16 protein-coding genes are annotated in these 18,189 nt (G+C 56.6%); all 16 read right to left on the minus strand.

The features are described 5' to 3' along the window. Window positions 1-36: 36 nt before the first annotated feature. The 16 genes from ACA069_RS20260 to serC all read right to left on the minus strand — a co-directional run bounded on the left by ACA069_RS20260 (window position 37) and on the right by serC (window position 18,189). Complete coding sequence (locus ACA069_RS20260) at window positions 37-1,422, minus strand: glycosyltransferase family 4 protein (protein WP_497615097.1); 1,386 nt, start codon at window positions 1,420-1,422, stop codon at window positions 37-39. Continuing rightward, complete coding sequence (locus tag ACA069_RS20265) at window positions 1,419-2,645, minus strand: glycosyltransferase family protein (protein ID WP_489879048.1); 1,227 nt, start codon at window positions 2,643-2,645, stop codon at window positions 1,419-1,421. Before ACA069_RS20265 ends, ACA069_RS20260 begins: the two co-directional genes overlap by 4 nt. Window positions 2,646-2,746: 101 nt before the next feature. Continuing rightward, window positions 2,747-4,111 carry a phosphohexomutase domain-containing protein gene (locus tag ACA069_RS20270; RefSeq protein ID WP_497615098.1) on the minus strand — a complete coding sequence of 455 codons (1,365 nt, stop codon included), beginning with the start codon at window positions 4,109-4,111 and terminating at the stop codon, window positions 2,747-2,749. 149 nt (window positions 4,112-4,260) lie between these two features. After that, window positions 4,261-5,703: a mannose-1-phosphate guanylyltransferase/mannose-6-phosphate isomerase gene (locus tag ACA069_RS20275; RefSeq protein ID WP_489879046.1), complete on the minus strand. Its 1,443-nt coding sequence runs from the start codon at window positions 5,701-5,703 to the stop codon at window positions 4,261-4,263. Between the two features lie 183 nt (window positions 5,704-5,886). After that, window positions 5,887-6,777, minus strand: coding sequence for a glucose-1-phosphate thymidylyltransferase RfbA (gene rfbA, locus ACA069_RS20280; protein WP_489879045.1), 891 nt, complete (start codon window positions 6,775-6,777; stop codon window positions 5,887-5,889). Further along, complete coding sequence (gene rfbD, locus ACA069_RS20285) at window positions 6,774-7,667, minus strand: dTDP-4-dehydrorhamnose reductase (RefSeq protein WP_497615099.1); 894 nt, start codon at window positions 7,665-7,667, stop codon at window positions 6,774-6,776. Before rfbD ends, rfbA begins: the two co-directional genes overlap by 4 nt. Next, window positions 7,664-8,740, minus strand: a complete 1,077-nt coding sequence (rfbB, locus tag ACA069_RS20290) for a dTDP-glucose 4,6-dehydratase (protein WP_489879043.1) — start codon at window positions 8,738-8,740, stop codon at window positions 7,664-7,666. Before rfbB ends, rfbD begins: the two co-directional genes overlap by 4 nt. Before the next feature lie 227 nt (window positions 8,741-8,967). Then, window positions 8,968-9,207, minus strand: coding sequence for a LapA family protein (locus tag ACA069_RS20295; RefSeq protein WP_489879042.1), 240 nt, complete (start codon window positions 9,205-9,207; stop codon window positions 8,968-8,970). Between the two features lie 27 nt (window positions 9,208-9,234). Beyond that, a complete protein-coding gene (gene ihfB, locus ACA069_RS20300; protein WP_003189779.1) occupies window positions 9,235-9,531 on the minus strand; it encodes an integration host factor subunit beta in 297 nt (98 codons plus the stop codon). 142 nt (window positions 9,532-9,673) lie between these two features. Further along, a complete protein-coding gene (locus ACA069_RS20305; RefSeq protein WP_497615100.1) occupies window positions 9,674-9,952 on the minus strand; it encodes a hypothetical protein in 279 nt (92 codons plus the stop codon). A gap of 204 nt (window positions 9,953-10,156) precedes the next feature. Continuing rightward, window positions 10,157-11,842 (minus strand): 30S ribosomal protein S1, encoded by a 1,686-nt coding sequence (gene rpsA, locus ACA069_RS20310; protein WP_100847732.1) that lies wholly within the window; start codon window positions 11,840-11,842, stop codon window positions 10,157-10,159. A 119-nt stretch (window positions 11,843-11,961) separates the two neighbouring features. Further along, on the minus strand, window positions 11,962-12,651 hold the full coding sequence (gene cmk, locus ACA069_RS20315) for a (d)CMP kinase (protein ID WP_187677720.1): 690 nt from the start codon (window positions 12,649-12,651) through the stop codon (window positions 11,962-11,964). After that, on the minus strand, window positions 12,648-14,855 hold the full coding sequence (locus ACA069_RS20320; protein ID WP_497618279.1) for a bifunctional prephenate dehydrogenase/3-phosphoshikimate 1-carboxyvinyltransferase: 2,208 nt from the start codon (window positions 14,853-14,855) through the stop codon (window positions 12,648-12,650). Before ACA069_RS20320 ends, cmk begins: the two co-directional genes overlap by 4 nt. A gap of 28 nt (window positions 14,856-14,883) precedes the next feature. Next, on the minus strand, window positions 14,884-15,996 hold the full coding sequence (gene hisC, locus ACA069_RS20325) for a histidinol-phosphate transaminase (protein WP_187677722.1): 1,113 nt from the start codon (window positions 15,994-15,996) through the stop codon (window positions 14,884-14,886). Between the two features lie 13 nt (window positions 15,997-16,009). Further along, window positions 16,010-17,104, minus strand: coding sequence for a prephenate dehydratase (pheA, locus tag ACA069_RS20330; protein WP_007908404.1), 1,095 nt, complete (start codon window positions 17,102-17,104; stop codon window positions 16,010-16,012). After that, window positions 17,104-18,189 carry a 3-phosphoserine/phosphohydroxythreonine transaminase gene (serC, locus tag ACA069_RS20335; protein ID WP_187677723.1) on the minus strand — a complete coding sequence of 362 codons (1,086 nt, stop codon included), beginning with the start codon at window positions 18,187-18,189 and terminating at the stop codon, window positions 17,104-17,106. Before serC ends, pheA begins: the two co-directional genes overlap by 1 nt.

The raw sequence follows: 18,189 nt of genomic DNA on the forward strand, positions 1-18,189 counted from the left end.
GGTGGGCTCGCCTGCGTACCCACCGCGCATGACCTCTCAGTTCACACTCTTGAAAACGAACTGCGCAGTCTCTGACCACGCAACTGGCTTGTATCCGCGCTTGATCGCTTCTTCCTTGGCCGACAGCGCCACTGGATCGAATGCATACTTCTCCAGCTCCGCCGCCCATGCCGAGACGTTCCACGGATCGAGATAATCCAGCAATTCACCCCCGACTTCCGGTATCGACGCCGCATTTGAGGCAAGACAGTACTTACCCGCTGCCAGACTCTCCGCAACCGGTAAGCCCCATCCTTCATACAGAGACGGGAACGCCGTCATCATGCAATGCCGATACAGATGCATCAGGTCGGAGTCAGAGACGTTGTTGAGGATGCGGATGTAATCCTTCGTCCGCGGATCCAGCTCAAGATCCTTCAGCAGATCGCCCACCCCCCAACCCGGCATACCTACAAACACCAGCTTGGGCAGGTCCTGCACTCCGTCATCGATCAGGCGCGTGTAGGCACGGTAAAGCACTTCATGGTTCTTGCGGCGCTCAATCGTCGAAACGAATAATACAAAGCGTTCGCTCAACAGTGCCTTGACGTCAGCGCTGATGCTGTCGCTGAGTACATGGGACAACTGACAGCCAAGCTTGACTACTTCCGTCTCGGGAATCGGTGCGCCCAGTTCACTCAGCAGCGAGACCAGATCTTTGCGGGTGCACTCGGAAATGCACAGAATCTTGTCCGCACACCAGGCGACATCGGCAAAATAGTTTGCAAACTTGGCAGCCACATCGCCCACACACAGGTGCGGAAGGCGCACAGGAATCACGTCGTAGCAGAAAAGTACAACCCGCAGACCGACCTGTTTTTTCAATTCATAAAGATGCGGCAGATCCTTGTTATCCCAATCCAGCCCAACGGAAATGTAGCTATCGCCTCGGGAGAACGGGTGGCCACTGGTACTGGCCTTGCGCAACGACGGGTTGAACACATGTCCGCGATTGGCAGGTTTGAGAAACGCCTTGGCCGCAGAGCGCAAATGGCGAACGCCAATGACTGCCTCAACGATCGAAACGCGCCGCTGCTGGAAAAACTGATAAATGCGTCCGCTGATACTGGTAGGCAGTCGGTTGAGCACTTTCATCGCTTTGCTTTTGAGGCGGGCTTCTATCGAGCTTTTGTTCGATCTGGCGCTGGCAGTCTTGCCGGAACTCGCAACATGCGCGCCCGAAATTCTCTTCAGCGTGGCGGCGACATCGCCAGCGGCGATAGCACTGTAGCCGGTAGCATGACTGAAGAAACAGAACTTGACGTCCTCACCGGCAGCGATAAGCTCAAGCGCATGGGCAGCCGCTTCTGCTTCGGTACGAATAATGCCTACAGCCGGTCGGTGCCAGCCCAGGATCGTTGTCACATCAAACCAGGTCGTCATACCTGTTGCGCCTTCTTTTCAATGACTTCTACCGCTGCACGGGGGATCGCTTCGAGACTGCGAGCCCACGTCAACGGCTCGCGGGACTCACGGTCCGGCCCTTGGCCATCTGTTGCTGCCCTCCCCGTCAGGCGATTGCGAATGGCTGCATGGAATTCGCCAGGCGTGCGTGCGACGCTGATCTCCGGCGAACTCAAATGCTGCTCGAAACCGCGAAAAGCCGACTCAGTGCCAATGACGTACTTACCCGAATAAATCGCTTCAGCGGTTTTGATGTTAGAACCACCGCCGTGTGGGATTGGCAGCAGGAAAGCATGGGCGAGGGTTTTCACCGCATCCAGATCATCATCCGGCAGCATGTACAGCAACTGCAGGCGCGACAGATTCAACTGGCCCCAACGACTGTTTCGCAGGGTCGTTTCAAGGTGCTCGCAGACACTTCCGACCACCACCAGCTTGCTATCGGGAGGGATACACGCCAAGGAACTCCCCAGGCACTCATTGAACCCCTTGAAGTTCGGCGGATGCGCACTGGCGACATAGAGAATCCACGGCGACTCGGGAAGACGTGCCTTCCAGGTCTCCAGAACTTCGGCCTTGGCCGTCCACGGCGCAATGCCATTGGGAGCGAGCAAAGGCAGTTTCGCGCCCCAAGCATTGAGTATGTCGTGATCAGCCTGAGTAACTGCCACGGCGATGTCGGCTTCGAGTGTTGCCTTGCGTTCCAGCGCTTCGATATCGGCAATCACTGAATCAGCGCCCGTAATGCCGTAGCTGTCGAGGATTTCCTGCTTCAACGGTGACTCGATATTCTGCGAACCATAAATCAAGCATGCATTACGATACTGAGGCATCTGCTGGATTTTCAGCACCAGAGGCCAGAGCCAGGGTTGCTCGACATGGATCACATCGATGACGGGTGGCAGCTTCTTGAGGATCTCGGCGAAACCGCCTTGATCCGATGCAGCGAACTCGCCCGAAAGCAGGTCGTTGATCAATGGCACATAAGTGCCCTTGTACTTTCGGAAGCGGCTGTCGACTGGAAACTTGACGTCATTGGCGCCCAATGTCGACGGCGGATACCCTTCTGGCTCGTAGACGGCCAGATGAGTGACGCTCCAACCGCTGTCTGTGAAGGTTTTAGCAATATTGGCGACCCTGACCTGACCACCGTGTCGGGGACTGGCAATAGGGTAGGTACTGAGCAGTAAAACCGTTTTCAAAATAAGAACCTATAAAATTGATACTTCACAACCCACGACCGCACCGCGATGTTTCAACTACCGAAGTACGGGCGCCGTTGGATACTAGAGAGTCGAAGCTCTCAAGCCTCTTGAATCAATGTTTCGATTTCCTTCAAGCGCATCCACATCAATGCCTGGTCGCCTTTGGCTTCAACATTGAGCCGCAACAACGGCTCGGTGTTGGACCCCCGCAGATTGAAGCGCCAATCGGCAAAAGAAACGCTGATGCCGTCGGTCTTATCCAGTTCAGGGCCTTGCGGAAGAAAATGCGTCAGTACCTTTTGCAGCATCGCGGGCACATCTTCAACGCGGTAATTGATCTCGCCAGTGCACGGATAGGCCGCGATACGCTCGTCCACCAGTTGCGCAAGTGTCTTGCCGCCGCTGGACATCAAGGCAGTCACCAATAACCATGGAATCATGCCACTGTCGCAATAGGCAAAATCGCGGAAATAGTGGTGGGCACTCATCTCACCGCCATAGATCGCATCTTCAAGACGCATACGCTCTTTGATAAATGCGTGACCAGTTTTGCACAGCACCGGTACGCCCCCCGCCTGTTCAACTTGATCGATTGTGTTCCAGGTCAGTCGCGGGTCATGAATGATCTTGCTGCCCGGGTGCTGCTTGAGCAGCATTTCGGCCAGCAGGCCCACCAGATAATAGCCTTCAATGAACCGACCTGTTTCGTCAAAGAAGAAACAGCGGTCAAAGTCGCCATCCCACGCCAGCCCGAGATCACAACCGTTATCGAGCAGCGCCTGACGTGTGAGCTCACGGTTTTCCGGCAGCAACGGGTTGGGCACGCCATTAGGGAAATTACCGTCGGGCTCGCCATTGATCAGCACCCATTCAAACGGCAGCTTGCCGATCAACGCCTGTAGAACCGGACCCGCCGCGCCGTTGCCAGGATCGGCCAGCACTTTCAACGGTTTGAGTTGCGCAGTGTCAACATAGGTCAACAGATGATTGATGTAACCAGCCTTGTCCTGCTCATGGCGAATATTGCCCGGCGTGTCCGCCAATGCGCCCAGGTCACCGCTTTCCACTCGGTCCCGGATTGCATTGAGGCCTGTATCGCCGCTGATCGGACGCGACTGCGATTTGACCAGCTTCATCCCGTTGTAGCCTTTGGGATTGTGGCTTGCAGTAATCATCACCCCACCGTCCGCATTGAACGCGCTGGTAGCGAAGTAGACCTCTTCAGTCCCGCACAGACCGATGTCAATGACGTCCGCGCCGCCCTCCAGCAAGCCACGGGTCATCGCATCCGCCAGCATCGGGCTCTCCAGCCGCATGTCCCGACCCAGTACGATGCTCTTGCCCTGCAGCTCGGTGACCATCGCGCGGCCAATCCGATAAGCCACATCTTCGTTCAGGTCGGACGGTACCTGGCCACGGATGTCATAAGCCTTGAAGCATCGGGTTTTGATAGGGGTATGCATTCTGGTCTCTTGGTTGGAAATCTGAAGACGAAACACCCGGAGCTGCCGTCGTGCGTCATCGATATTGAATGAGATGTGAGGTATATACATGCAAATAAGCCTGACCGGTCAATGAATCACCGATCAGGCTTATGACAGCCGACAGGCAATTACTGGTCGACGCGGCCGTAGATATCTTCGAAGCGCACGATATCGTCTTCACCCAGATATTCGCCGCTCTGCACTTCAATCATCACCAGGTCAATCACCCCCGGATTACTGAGACGATGTTGATGGCCTGCACGAATGAACGTGGACTCGTTGGTGTTCAACATCAGCTCCTGCTGGTCGTTGACCACCACAGCCATGCCCTTGACGACAATCCAGTGTTCACTGCGATGGTGATGCATCTGCAAGGACAGGGACGCCTTCGGTTTGACCACGATACGCTTGATCTTGAAACGCTCGCCCTCCTCCAGAGTGGTGTAGGTGCCCCATGGTCGATGGACCGTACGGTGCAGCAAGTGCACCGTATGACTGCAGGCCTTTAGCTGGTTGACGATATGTTTCACGTCCTGAGCATGATCCTTGTGGGCGATCATCACTGCATCAGGCGTGTCGATTACCAACAAGTCTTCGACACCCACCAGGGCCGTCAGGCGAGATTCGCTGTTCACATAATTGTTACGCGAACCATGGGAGAGGACTTCGCCTTCGAAACGGTTGCCGTTTTCGTCAGGCTCGGTCAGTTCACTCACGGCATTCCAGGAGCCGATATCGCTCCAGCCAATGTCACAAGGGATGGTCGCAACCTTGCTGGAACGCTCCATCAACGCATAGTCAATGGAGATATCCGGTACCTTGGCGAAGGCGTCGCTGTCCAGTGCCAGACACCGATACTTGTCGGAAGAAGTCAGGCGCGAAGCCTCGATTGTCCTGGCAACGGCTTCGACGACGTCGGGAGCATGCTGGCGAAGCTCTTCCAGAACCGTACCCACGCGGAAGCAGAACATGCCTGAGTTCCAGAAATAGTTACCGGCCTTGACATACCCCTGAGCAGTTTCCAGGTTCGGTTTCTCGACAAACCGCGCAACTTTCAGGCCACCCTCTAGCGGGGTGTCTTTTTGCGCTTCGATGTAACCGAAGCCGGTTTCCGGATAGGTCGGCTGAATACCGAACGTGACCAGCCAGCCCTCAGCGGCAAGCGCGCCTGCCTGGGCCACTGCGGCGGCAAACGCTTTTTCATCCTTGATCAGGTGATCGGCGGCCAGCACCAGCATTTGCGCATCAGCGCCATGGGTAGCTTCGAGCTGAAGGGCCGCCGCAGCGACTGCTGCCGCGGTATTACGTCCGAAAGGTTCAAGGATGAACCCTTGAGCGTGCTTGGCGGTGTTAACCACGCCGTACTCGTCTTCAGTCTTGAACAACAGTTCACGGTTGGTCACCGTGAGGACTTCGACAACGCCCTCCAGACGCGAAGCACGCAAGAACGTCTTCTGGATAAGATTCTGGCCGTCTGGCAAATCCATGAACGGCTTGGGGTGGGCTTCACGGGAAACAGGCCACAACCGGCTACCCACTCCGCCAGACAAAATTACGGGAATCAGTTCCATGCTCGAAATCCTTAATCCCCTTTCCTGTTGATGTCATCAGAAAAGCGGGTTCAGTTATATTTTCAGTCGTTCCTGCACCGAACTCAGTGCAAAAGCATTGCTCTACCATCAAAACCTGTCAGCCATTCTACAGCGGGCTTGAATAGATAACTCGGCAAACTACCAGTCGGACGCCAACCGCCATCAAGCCGAAGGATTATCCAGTAACTTCTGCAGGTATTGCCCGTAGCCGGTCTTTTTCAGACGCTCGGCCTGAGTTGCCACCTGCTCAGCGGCTATCCACCCATTGTTGTAGGCAATTTCCTCGAGACAAGCGACTTTCAGGCCCTGCCGGTGTTCGATTGTATGGACGAAGTGACTCGCTTCCAGCAGGGAGTCGTGCGTGCCAGTGTCCAGCCAGGCGAAACCGCGGCCCAGCATCTCGACGTTAAGCGTCTTCTGTTCCAGATAAGCTCGGTTGATATCGGTGATTTCCAGCTCGCCGCGCTCGGAAGGCTTGATGCTTTTAGCGATTTCAATCACGTCGTTGTCGTAGAAATACAGACCGGTAACAGCGTAGTTGGATTTCGGTTTCTGCGGCTTTTCTTCGATGCTCAGAGCCCTGCCTGCTGCGTCGAATTCCACGACCCCGAAGCGCTCCGGGTCGCTGACGTGATAACCGAATACGGTGGCACCCGCAGCCTGGGCACTGGCCGAAAGAAGATTGTGCGTGAAGTTCTGGCCGTAAAAGATGTTATCGCCAAGGATCAGGCAGCATGGATCTTTGCCAATGAACTCCTCGCCAATGATGAATGCCTGGGCCAGACCGTCAGGACTAGGCTGCTCGGCGTAACTCAGCTGGACACCGTAGAGGCTGCCATCACCCAACAGTTTGCGGAAATTGGGCAAGTCCTCGGGGGTGGAAATGATCAGGATTTCGCGCATGCCTGCCAGCATCAGCACCGACAACGGATAGAAAATCATCGGTTTGTCGTAAATCGGAAGCAGTTGTTTGGACACACCCAAAGTGACCGGATGCAACCGCGTACCTGAGCCACCGGCCAGAATGATGCCTTTACGGTTTGTCTTGATCATTTGTTCAGGGTTTCCCTAAGCATTCGGGTTACACCACTTTGCCAATCCGGCAAGTGCAGAGAAAAGTTGTCGCGCAGCTTCTGCGTATTCAAACGAGAGTTCAACGGCCGGCGTGCGGGTGTTGGAAAGGCCTCGGTGCTTATAGGATTGATGGCCTTGACCATGAGAGTCTCGCCAAGGCCGCGGGCGACATCAATCACAAAAGACGCATAGCCTTGCCGCGACACTTCACCGCTGGCGACCAAGTGATACACACCAGCCAGTTCGGGTCGCTGCAAAACCTGCAAGATAGCCAATGCCGTCACGTCGGCGATTAAATCCGCGCCCGTGGGTGCACCGATCTGATCCGCGACGATCTCTAGGGTTTCACGCTCGCGAGCCAGTTTGAGCATGATCTTGGCAAAGTTATCGTCGCGAGCGCCATAACACCAACTTGTACGAAAGATCAGGTATTTACAGCCGGAACCGATAATTGCCTGCTCACCTGCTGCCTTGCTCGCGCCGTACCGATTCAACGGAGCAACAGGGTCCGTTTCCAGCCAGGGCGTTGAGCCCTGACCGTTGAAAACGTAGTCCGTGGAGATATGAATCAACCATGCGCCCGTAGCCAGAGCTTCTTGCGCCATGAGCTGGCAGGCGCTGAAATTCACGAGATCCGCCAGGTCGCTCTCGACCTCCGCTTTGTCGACAGCCGTGTAGGCCGCCGCGTTGACGATGATGTCGGGACGCGTGCGCTGAATGGTGGAGCGCAATCCAGCAAGATCGGTAAGGTCGCCGCAAAGAAATTCTGTACCGTGGCGGTCCAGGGAAATCAACTCGCCAAGCGGAGCCAGAGAGCGCTGCAGCTCCCACCCAACCTGACCGTTTTTTCCCAGCAAGAGGATTTTCATGACTTGTCCGAACGGTCCGAATAATTCTGGTCTATCCACTGCTGGTAGCTACCGCTCTTCACGTGCGCGACCCAATCAGTATTATTCAGATACCACTCGACCGTCTTACGAATACCGGTTTCGAAGGTTTCTTGCGGCGTCCAGTTCAGCTCACGCTGAATCTTGCTGGCATCAATTGCATAGCGCTGATCGTGACCCGGACGATCTTGGACGTAAGTAATCAAGTCCGCATGAGGGCGATGAGCGGACTCTGGACGCAACTCATCGAGCAAGGTGCAGAGTGCATGCACCACTTCAATGTTCTGCTTTTCGTTATGGCCGCCGATGTTATAGGTCTCACCGATTACGCCTTCAGTCACAACCTTGTAAAGCGCACGCGCATGATCCTCGACGTAAAGCCAGTCCCGAACCTGATTGCCTTTGCCATACACCGGCAATGACTTGCCCTCCAAAGCATTCAGGATAATCAGCGGAATCAGCTTCTCGGGGAAATGACAGGGGCCGTAATTGTTCGAGCAATTGGTCACCAGTGTCGGCAGACCATAGGTACGGGCCCACGCGCGAACCAGGTGATCGGAACTGGCCTTGCTGGCCGAATACGGTGAACTTGGCTGATAGGGAGTGTTTTCGGTAAAGAGATCTTCCGGCCCCTCAAGATCGCCATAAACCTCGTCTGTCGAGATATGGTGAAAGCGAAAACCGTCCTTGCGAATATCATCCATATCCGACCAATAACGACGGGCCGCTTCTAGCAAGGTATAAGTGCCAATAATGTTGGTCTGGATAAATTCGGACGGACCAGAAATCGAGCGGTCTACGTGAGATTCTGCAGCAAGGTGCATGATTGCATCCGGCTGATGCTCGCGCAAAACACGGTCGACCTCATCGCGATCGCAGATGTCGACGCGCTCGAACGCATATCGCGAATCATTGCTGACTGTTGCCAACGACTCAAGATTACCGGCATAAGTAAGCTTATCGACATTGATCACTGCGTCGGTGGTACTGGAGATGATGTGACGAATGACTGCCGAGCCAATGAAACCCGCCCCGCCGGTTACTAGAATTTTCACGCGAAACCATACCCTCGAGTAGCTGACAGGGCCGCCAACCCAGCGCTGTCTAATCCATGAAAGCAAAAGCCCTTAGTTCAAATGGCTTCTGTCAAAGTCAGTCCTGAACGAAGTGCGAACATGCCACCATCAAATCAGGGCGGCATTTTACAGCTTAATGAACGATTTACGAATGGATATAGACAAGCCGTGGCGCAAATTCGCTCTCGCAGTTGCTTCCGATACAGTCAGGCAATGCGCTTGCGGGAAGCTCTCGACGAACGACCGAGAAGCCAACTGATCACTGGCCCTGCGAGCATGCCGATCAGCAGCGCCAGCATCAGTATCAACGAAACGGGTAATTGAGGGCTCGACCAACCGATGAACACAAGCGCTACCGACTGCTGATTTTCCAGCATGAAAGCCAGAACCAGCAATATAAGTAACAGAATGAAACCACAGAGAACGATGTGTTTGAATTTACGCATGCACGCTCCCTCGAGAGGCAATGGAAATCAAACCCCCTCCTCCTCTTCCTCATTCACCCGATCACGCAATTCCTTACCCGGCTTGAAATGCGGAACGAATTTACCGTCAAGGCTGACAGATTGACCGGTTTTAGGATTGCGACCAACACGTGGCGCACGATAGTGCAGGGAGAAGCTGCCGAATCCACGGATCTCGATGCGATCGCCGGTGGCCAGACATTGGGACATTTGTTCAAGCATGGTCTTGATGGCCAGCTCTACATCCTTGGATGAGAGCAGCCCTTGATGGGTGACAATTCGTTCGATCAACTCCGACTTCGTCATATTTTTCCCTTCTTTTTCAAGCAGCTAGATCAGCGCTTGAAAGGTTTTAGCACGCCCGGAAGATTTTGAACAGCCCAGGGATTGACATATCTTCCTCAGCGTCAAAACGCCCATTTTCAGGGCATAAAATCAACAAACAAGCTCAACGACAGATGACCAGCATGGTTCGCGTCACGTAGCCAGCTGGATTGAAGCCAAAAGGAAACTCATCTTCATCCTTGGCATCATCAGATCGGGTAATGACTTTATAGCCAGCCCCTTTGCACTCCTTCGCCGCTCGCTTCTGGCACTTCTCCCAACTGGAGCCCAACCCAGAGCAGTCGACTTCGATACCGCTGACACCGCGCACCGCACGGGTCTTGGCGCTGGTGGTGCAGCCTGCCAAAACCAATACAGCCATGAGGACAATAAACTTGTTCATCCACTTCCTTATGCCAGGCAACGCCCGACTACTACACGCTTAAGACCAAGCTTAGTCGCGAATAGGCGATTGATCCGATTAAAGAAACAGACAACTCCGGAGTGAGATTGGTTTCACCACAACCCTCACAGCACACGCAACCCACCAAATCGCAGGCACAAAAAAGGGCGACCGAAGTCGCCCTTTTTAATGATCAAGCAGAACTTAGTTCTGTTTGGCCATTGCCTGGCGCAGCAGTGCCGCCATGGTGGTGTCGCCGGTAGCAGCTTCCGGAGTCTCTTTCAGGCTCTGGATAGCTTCTTTCTCTTCAGCATCATCTTTCGACTTGATGGAGAGTTGGATCACGCGACTCTTGCGATCAACGCTGATGATCTTGGCTTCTACTTCCTGGCCTTCTTTCAGAACGTTGCGCGCGTCTTCAACGCGGTCACGGCTGATTTCGGAGGCTTTCAGAGTTGCTTCGATATCGTCGGCCAGAACGATGATGGCGCCTTTGGCGTCAACTTCTTTCACGGTGCCAGTAACGATTGCGCCTTTGTCGTTAACCGAGACGTACTCGGAGAACGGATCGCTTTCCAGTTGCTTGATACCCAGGGAGATACGCTCGCGCTCTGGGTCAACCGACAGGATAACGGTGTCCAGCTCGTCGCCCTTCTTGAAACGACGAACAGCTTCTTCGCCAACTTCGTTCCAGGAGATGTCGGACAGGTGAACCAGACCGTCGATGCCGCCGTCCAGACCAATGAAGATACCGAAATCGGTGATCGACTTGATGGTGCCGGAGATTTTATCGCCCTTGTTGAACTGGCCAGAGAAATCTTCCCATGGGTTAGATTTGCACTGCTTGATGCCCAGGGAGATACGACGACGTTCTTCGTCGATGTCCAGAACCATAACTTCCACTTCGTCGCCGACTTGTACGACTTTCGAAGGGTGGATGTTCTTGTTGGTCCAGTCCATTTCGGAAACGTGTACCAGACCTTCAACGCCTTCTTCCAGCTCAGCGAAGCAGCCGTAGTCGGTCAGGTTGGTTACACGAGCGGTAACGCGGGTGCTTTCTGGGTAACGAGCTTTGATAGCAACCCATGGATCTTCACCCAGTTGCTTCAGGCCCAGGGAAACACGGTTGCGTTCGCGATCGTATTTCAGAACCTTAACGTCGATTTCGTCACCAACGTTGACGATCTCGGAAGGATGCTTGATGCGCTTCCAGGCCATGTCGGTGATGTGCAGCAGGCCGTCCACGCCACCCAGATCGACGAATGCGCCGTAATCGGTGAGGTTTTTGACGATACCTTTGACTTGCTGGCCTTCCTGCAGGGATTCCAGCAGAGCTTCACGCTCGGCGGAGTTCTCGGCTTCCAGGACGCTGCGACGGGAAACGACAACGTTGTTGCGCTTCTGGTCCAGCTTGATGACCTTGAATTCCAGCTCTTTGCCTTCCAGGTGCGTGGTGTCGCGCACTGGACGGACGTCAACCAGGGAACCTGGCAGGAACGCACGGATGCCGTTAACGTCGACAGTGAAGCCGCCTTTAACCTTACCGTTGATAACGCCCTTGACCACTTCCTCGGCTGCGAAGGCAGCTTCCAGAACGATCCAGCACTCAGCGCGCTTGGCTTTTTCACGGGACAGCTTGGTTTCACCGAAACCATCTTCAACCGAGTCCAGAGCAACGTGAACTTCGTCACCGACATTGATAGTCAGATCGCCAGCGTCGTTGTAGAACTGCTCAAGCGGGATGAGTGCTTCAGACTTCAGGCCAGCGTGAACGGTTACCCAGCGAGCTTGGTAATCGATATCAACGATAACACCGGTGATGATGGAGCCTGCCTGAAGGTTCAGGGTTTTTAGGCTTTCTTCAAAGAGTTCCGCAAAGCTTTCGCTCATTTTAATTCCTGTAAATGAGGGCGAAGGATACGCCCATCTCCACACCCCAGACGGTGTGGGTTAGTTTCATATAGAAGAAGCGCCACAGGACTATGACTGGTCCCCTGCAACCTTCTTGGTCACCCGGCGATATCGCGAATGGCGATCTCGCTCATGATGCGTTCAAGCACCTGATCGATGGACAACTCCGTGGAATCCAGCTGTATGGCGTCAGCCGCCGGCTTAAGCGGGGCTACCGCTCGCTGGGTGTCACGCTCATCGCGTGCACGGATCTCATCTAGCAGACTCGACAGACTAACACCCTCGACTTTGCCCTTCAACTGCAAATATCGACGGCGCGCCCGCTCCTCGGCACTGGCGGTCAGGAAAATCTTCAGAGGCGCACTCGGGAAAACCACCGTACCCATGTCGCGACCATCGGCCACAAGACCCGGCGCTTCCTGGAAAGCACGCTGGCGCTGCAGCAGCGCCTCGCGCACGGCCGGCAATGCAGCCACTTGAGAAGCGCCGGAACCGACGCTTTCAGTACGAATGACATCGCTGACTTCGTCACCTTCCAGAATGATGCGCTGCAACTGACCGTCGGTCGCCGCAATGAATTGCACATCCAGATGAGCGGCAAGTGTCTTCAGCAACTCTTCATTGGTCAGGTCGACACCATGATTGTGTGCAGCGAACGCCAGCAACCGATAAAGCGCACCGGAATCCAGCAGATTCCAGCCAAGACGCTTGGCCAGAATCCCGGCTACCGTGCCTTTGCCCGAGCCGCTTGGCCCATCAATGGTGATGACCGGTGCAATGTTCTTCACGACTGAGCCTCTTGTGCCACACGAATACCGACCTGCCCGCACAGCGCGAGGAAGTTCGGGAACGACGTCGCGACGTTGGCGCAATCATGGATGCGGATCGGTGCAGTGGCGCGCAGCGATGCCACGCTGAATGCCATGGCGATACGGTGATCGCCGTGACCATGCACTTCGCCGCCGCCAATCTGGCCGCCGTCGATGATGATGCCGTCCGGCGTCGGTTCGCATTTGACGCCCAGCGCCAGCAAACCGTCCGCCATGACCTGGATACGATCCGATTCCTTGACCCGCAGCTCTTCGGCGCCGGTCAGCACGGTGCGCCCTTCGGCACAGGCGGCGGCCACGAACAGCACCGGGAATTCATCGATGGCCAACGGAACCAGCTCTTCCGGAATCTCGATACCTTTGAGTTTAGCTGCCCGCACGCGCAGGTCAGCCACAGGCTCGCCGCCGACTTCACGCTGGTTCTCCAGAGTGATATCGGCACCCATCAGGCGCAGGATATCGATCACACCAGTACGAGTCGGGTTGATGCCAACGTGTTCCAGCACCAGCTCCGAGCCTTCAGCGATCGAAGCCGCGACCAGGAAGAACGCCGACGACGAGATGTCGCCCGGCACTTCGATATGGGTCGCCGTCAACTTGCCACCGGATTCGACCGATGCAGTCGCGCCATCAACGTTTACCGGATAGCCGAAGCCACGCAGCATGCGCTCAGTATGGTCACGGGTTGGCGCAGGTTCGGTAACGGTGGTCTTGCCTTCAGCATACAGACCGGCCAGCAGCAGGCAGGATTTCACCTGAGCACTGGCCATCGGCATGGTGTAGGTCAGGCCTTTGAGCTTGTGGCCACCACGGATAGTCATCGGCGGACGACCTTCAGCGGCGGTTTCGATCACGACGCCCATTTCACGCAGCGGATTGGCCACGCGATTCATCGGACGCTTGGACAGCGAAGCATCGCCGGTCAGGGTGCTGTCGAAGTTCTGCGCGGCCAGCAGGCCGGACAGCAGACGCATCGACGTACCGGAGTTGCCCAGATAGATCGGGCCCGGCGCAGGTTTCAGGCCGTGCAGGCCAACACCGTGAATGGTCACGCGACCGTGGTGCGGGCCTTCGATGACCACGCCCATGTCGCGGAACGCCTGCAAGGTCGCCAGGGCGTCTTCGCCCTCGAGGAAGCCTTCGACTTCGGTGACGCCTTCGGCCAGCGAGCCGAGCATGATCGAACGGTGGGAAATCGATTTGTCACCCGGTACGCGAATCCGACCGGACAGGCGGCCACCAGGTTGAGCCAGGAAGATCAGATCGTTGGAATTCATAGCGTCCACATAGGCCCTGCGGGCCAGGATTTTACTGAAATGCTCGCGGGCAACCCGGGCGCGAGTAAAAACGCCCAACAATTGGTGCCCATCCCCTGCATCGACCGCGTCGCGCAAGGCGTCGAGGTCGCTGCGAAATGTATCGAGTGTACGCAAGACAGCCTCGCGGTTGGCGAGGAAGATGTCGTGCCACATCACCGGGTCGCTTCCGGCGATTCTTGTGAAATCGCGGAAACCACCGGCAGCGTAACGGAAGATCTCAAGGTTTTCATTGCGTTTGGCCAACGAGTCGACCAGACCGAAGGCCAGCAGGTGCGGCAGATGGCTGGTCGCAGCCAGCACTTCGTCGTGACGTTCGACCTGCATATGCTCCACATCAGCACCCAGTTCACGCCACAGACGATCGACCACAGCGAGTGCCGCCGGATCGGTTTGCTCAAGCGGCGTCAGGATCACTTTGTGTCGACGGAACAGCTCGGCATTTGAGGCTTCTACCCCACTCTGCTCGGATCCAGCAATCGGATGCCCGGGCACGAAGCGCGCCGGCATACCGCCAAAAGCCTCGGTCGCCGCGCGCACCACATTGCCTTTGGCGCTGCCAACATCGGTCAGAATCGCCTGCCCCAGATCCATGCTCGCCAAACGCGCGAGCACTTTCTCCATGGCCAGAATCGGCACCGCCAACTGAATCACGTCCGCGCCTTGGCATGCAGCTGCCAGGTCATCCTCACAGCGATCCACCACGCCCAACTCGACCGCCAGCTTGCGCGATTGCGGGTCGAGATCGACGCCGACCACTTCGCGGCACACGCCGCTTTCACGCAAGCCTTTGGCAAACGAACCACCGATCAATCCCAGACCGACCACCACCAGGCGACCGATCATAGGTGCAGCAGATTGCAGTGCAGTGACATCACCCACGAGCCAGAACCTTACGCAGTGCGTCGAGGAAGCGGCTGTTTTCCGCCGGCAGACCGATCGTCACCCGCAGGTGGTTCGGCATGCCGTAATTGGCCACGGGACGCACGATCACGCCTTCGCGCAGCAAGCCCTGGAACACTGGAGCCGCCACCTGACCGAGATCGACGCAAATGAAGTTGCCCTTGGACTCGATCCAGCCCAAATCCAGCTCCCGGAAACCGGCTTGCAGTTGCTGCATGCCTGACTCGTTGAGCTGACGGCTTTGCGCCAGATATTCTTCGTCTTTCAACGCCGCACACGCCGCAGCCAAAGCCAGGCTGTTGACGTTGAACGGCTGGCGAACACGGTTCAGCACATCCGCCACTACCGGAGTGGACAGGCCATAGCCGACGCGCAACGCCGCCAGACCATAGGCTTTGGAGAAGGTGCGCGAGACCAGCAGGTTCGGATACGCCGCAAGGAAATCCAGACCATCCGGCAAGTCGCTGCCTTCGGCATACTCGATGTACGCCTCGTCCAGCACCACCAACACATGCTCTGGAACATCCTGCAGGAACTCGTCCAGCGCTTCGGCGCCGAACCAGGTACCGGTCGGGTTGTTCGGGTTGGCGATGAACACCACGCGGGTGTTGGCGTCGATAGCGGCGAGCATGGCAGGCAGGTCGTGCCCCCAATCCTTGGCCGGCACCACTTTGGCCTGCGCGCCGACTGCCTGGGTGGCGATCGGATACACCGCGAACGCGTGCTCACTGAACACGGCATTCAGGCCCGGCGCCAGATAGGCGCGCGCGACCAGTTCGAGAATGTCGTTGGAGCCGTTGCCAAGGGTGACTTGGTTCAGCTCAACGCGGCACTGTTCAGCCAGCAAAGACTTAAGCGCAAAGCCGTTGCCGTCAGGATAACGGGTCAGCTCGGCCAGCTCTTCGCGGATCGCCGCCAAGGCTTTTGGACTGGCGCCCAGCGGGTTTTCGTTGCTGGCCAGTTTGACGATTTTCGCCGGATCCAGATCCAGCTCGCGCGCCAGTTCGTCCACAGGCTTGCCCGGAACGTACGGCGAAAGTTGTTGCACGCCCGGCTGTGCCAGAGCGAGGAAATTGCCACTCATTTACTACCGCCCCTTACAGAACTGCTTTCGGGTAGGAACCCAGCACTTTGAGTGCTACTGCTTCCTGACTGATCTTTTCCAACACACCTTTGATCAACGGATCACGGTGGTGGCCGACGAAGTCGATGAAGAACACGTAGGTCCACTTACCGCTGCGCGACGGACGGGTTTCGATGCGGGTCAGGTCGATACCGTTGTCATGGAACGGCACCAACAGCTCATGAAGCGCGCCGGGCTTGTTGCTCATGGAAACGATGATCGACGTCTTGTCGTCGCCGGTCGGCGGCACTTCCTGGTTGCCGATCATCAGGAAGCGCGTGGAGTTGTCCGGGCGATCTTCGATCTTCTCGGCCAGACGGGTCAGGCCATAGAGGCCAGCCGCCATGTCACCGGCAATCGCCGCCGAATTCCACTCGCCTTTAACCCGCTTGGCCGCTTCGGCATTGCTCGACACCGCTACGCGCTCGACATTCGGGTAATGCGCGTCCAGCCACTTGCGGCACTGGGCCAAAGACTGCGCATGGGAATAGATGCGGCTGATGCTGTCGGTCTTGGTGTTTTCACCGACCAACAGGTGATGGTGGATGCGCAGCTCGACTTCGCCACAGATCACCATGTCGTGTTCGAGGAAGCTGTCCAGCGTGTGGTTGACCGCGCCTTCGGTGGAGTTCTCCACTGGCACCACGCCAAAGTTCACCGCACCGGCGGCCACTTCACGGAACACTTCGTCGATCGCCGCCATCGGCTTGCTGATCACCGCGTGACCGAAGTGCTTCATGGCCGCCGCTTGGGTAAAGGTGCCTTCAGGGCCGAGGTAAGCCACTTTCAGCGGCTGCTCCAGCGCCAGGCACGAAGACATGATTTCGCGGAACAACCGCGCCATCTCTTCGTTGCCCAGCGGCCCCTGGTTACGCTCCATCACCCGCTTGAGCACCTGAGCTTCACGCTCGGGACGATAGAACACCGGCACTTCGCCTTCGGCCAGCGAGGCCATCTTTACTCGCGCGACTTCCTGGGCGCAACGCGCACGCTCACTGATCAGCTCCATGACCTTGGTGTCCAGAGCGTCAATGCGAACGCGCAGTGCCTTGAGTTCTTGCTCGGACATCAGCCGTGTTCCTTCTCGAATTCAGCCATGTACGCCACCAGCGCATTGACGGCGGTGATGTCGACGGCGTTGTAGATGGAGGCACGCATGCCGCCCACGGAGCGGTGGCCCTTGAGGTTGAGCAGACCGCGCTCCTCGGCACCGACCAGGAATGGCTTGTCCAGACGATCATCGGCGAGGCGGAACGGCACGTTCATCCACGAGCGATCCGACTTGTTGATAGGGTTGCTGTAAAGGCCGCTGGCATCGATGAAGTCATACAGCGTGCGCTGCTTGACGTCGTTCAGTTTGGCAATCGCTTCGACGCCGCCCTGTTCTTTCAGCCACTGGAACACCAGACCGGACAAGTACCAGGCCAACGTCGGCGGGGTGTTGTACATCGAGCCGTTGTCGGCCGCGACTTTGTAGTTGAGCATGGTCGGGCACAGCGAACGCGCCTTGCCCAACAGGTCTTCGCGGATAATGTTGACCACGATGCCGCTCGGGCCGATGTTCTTCTGCGCGCCCGCGTAGATCATGCCGAAACGCGAAATGTCGACTGGACGCGAGAGGATGTCCGAAGACATGTCAGCAACCAATGGCACGTCGCCGGTTTCCGGGATCCACTGGAATTCCAGACCGCCGATGGTTTCGTTCGGTGCGTAGTGAACGTAAGCGGCATCCTTGGACAGGTTCCACTCGTTCTGACCCGGGATGGCGAAATAGTCATAAGGCTTGGCGGTAGCGGCAACGTTGACGTGACCGTAACGCGAAGCTTCTTCGATGGCTTTCTGCGACCAGATACCGGTGTCGATATAGTCAGCCGAGCCGCCTTCAGGCAACAGATTCAGCGGGATCTGCGCAAACTGCTGGCTGGCGCCGCCCTGCAGAAACAGCACTTTATAGTTCGAAGGGATATTCAGCAGGTCACGCAGATCCTGCTCGGCCTGATTGGCAATGGACACGAACTCATCGCTGCGATGGCTCATTTCCATAACCGACAGACCCTTGCCGTGCCAGTCAAGGAGTTCACCTTGGGCGCGCTGCAGGACAGCTTCGGGAAGCGCCGCAGGGCCGGCGCAGAAGTTATAGGCTCGCTTGCTCAC

The organism is Pseudomonas sp. LBUM1652, from assembly GCF_059716105.1.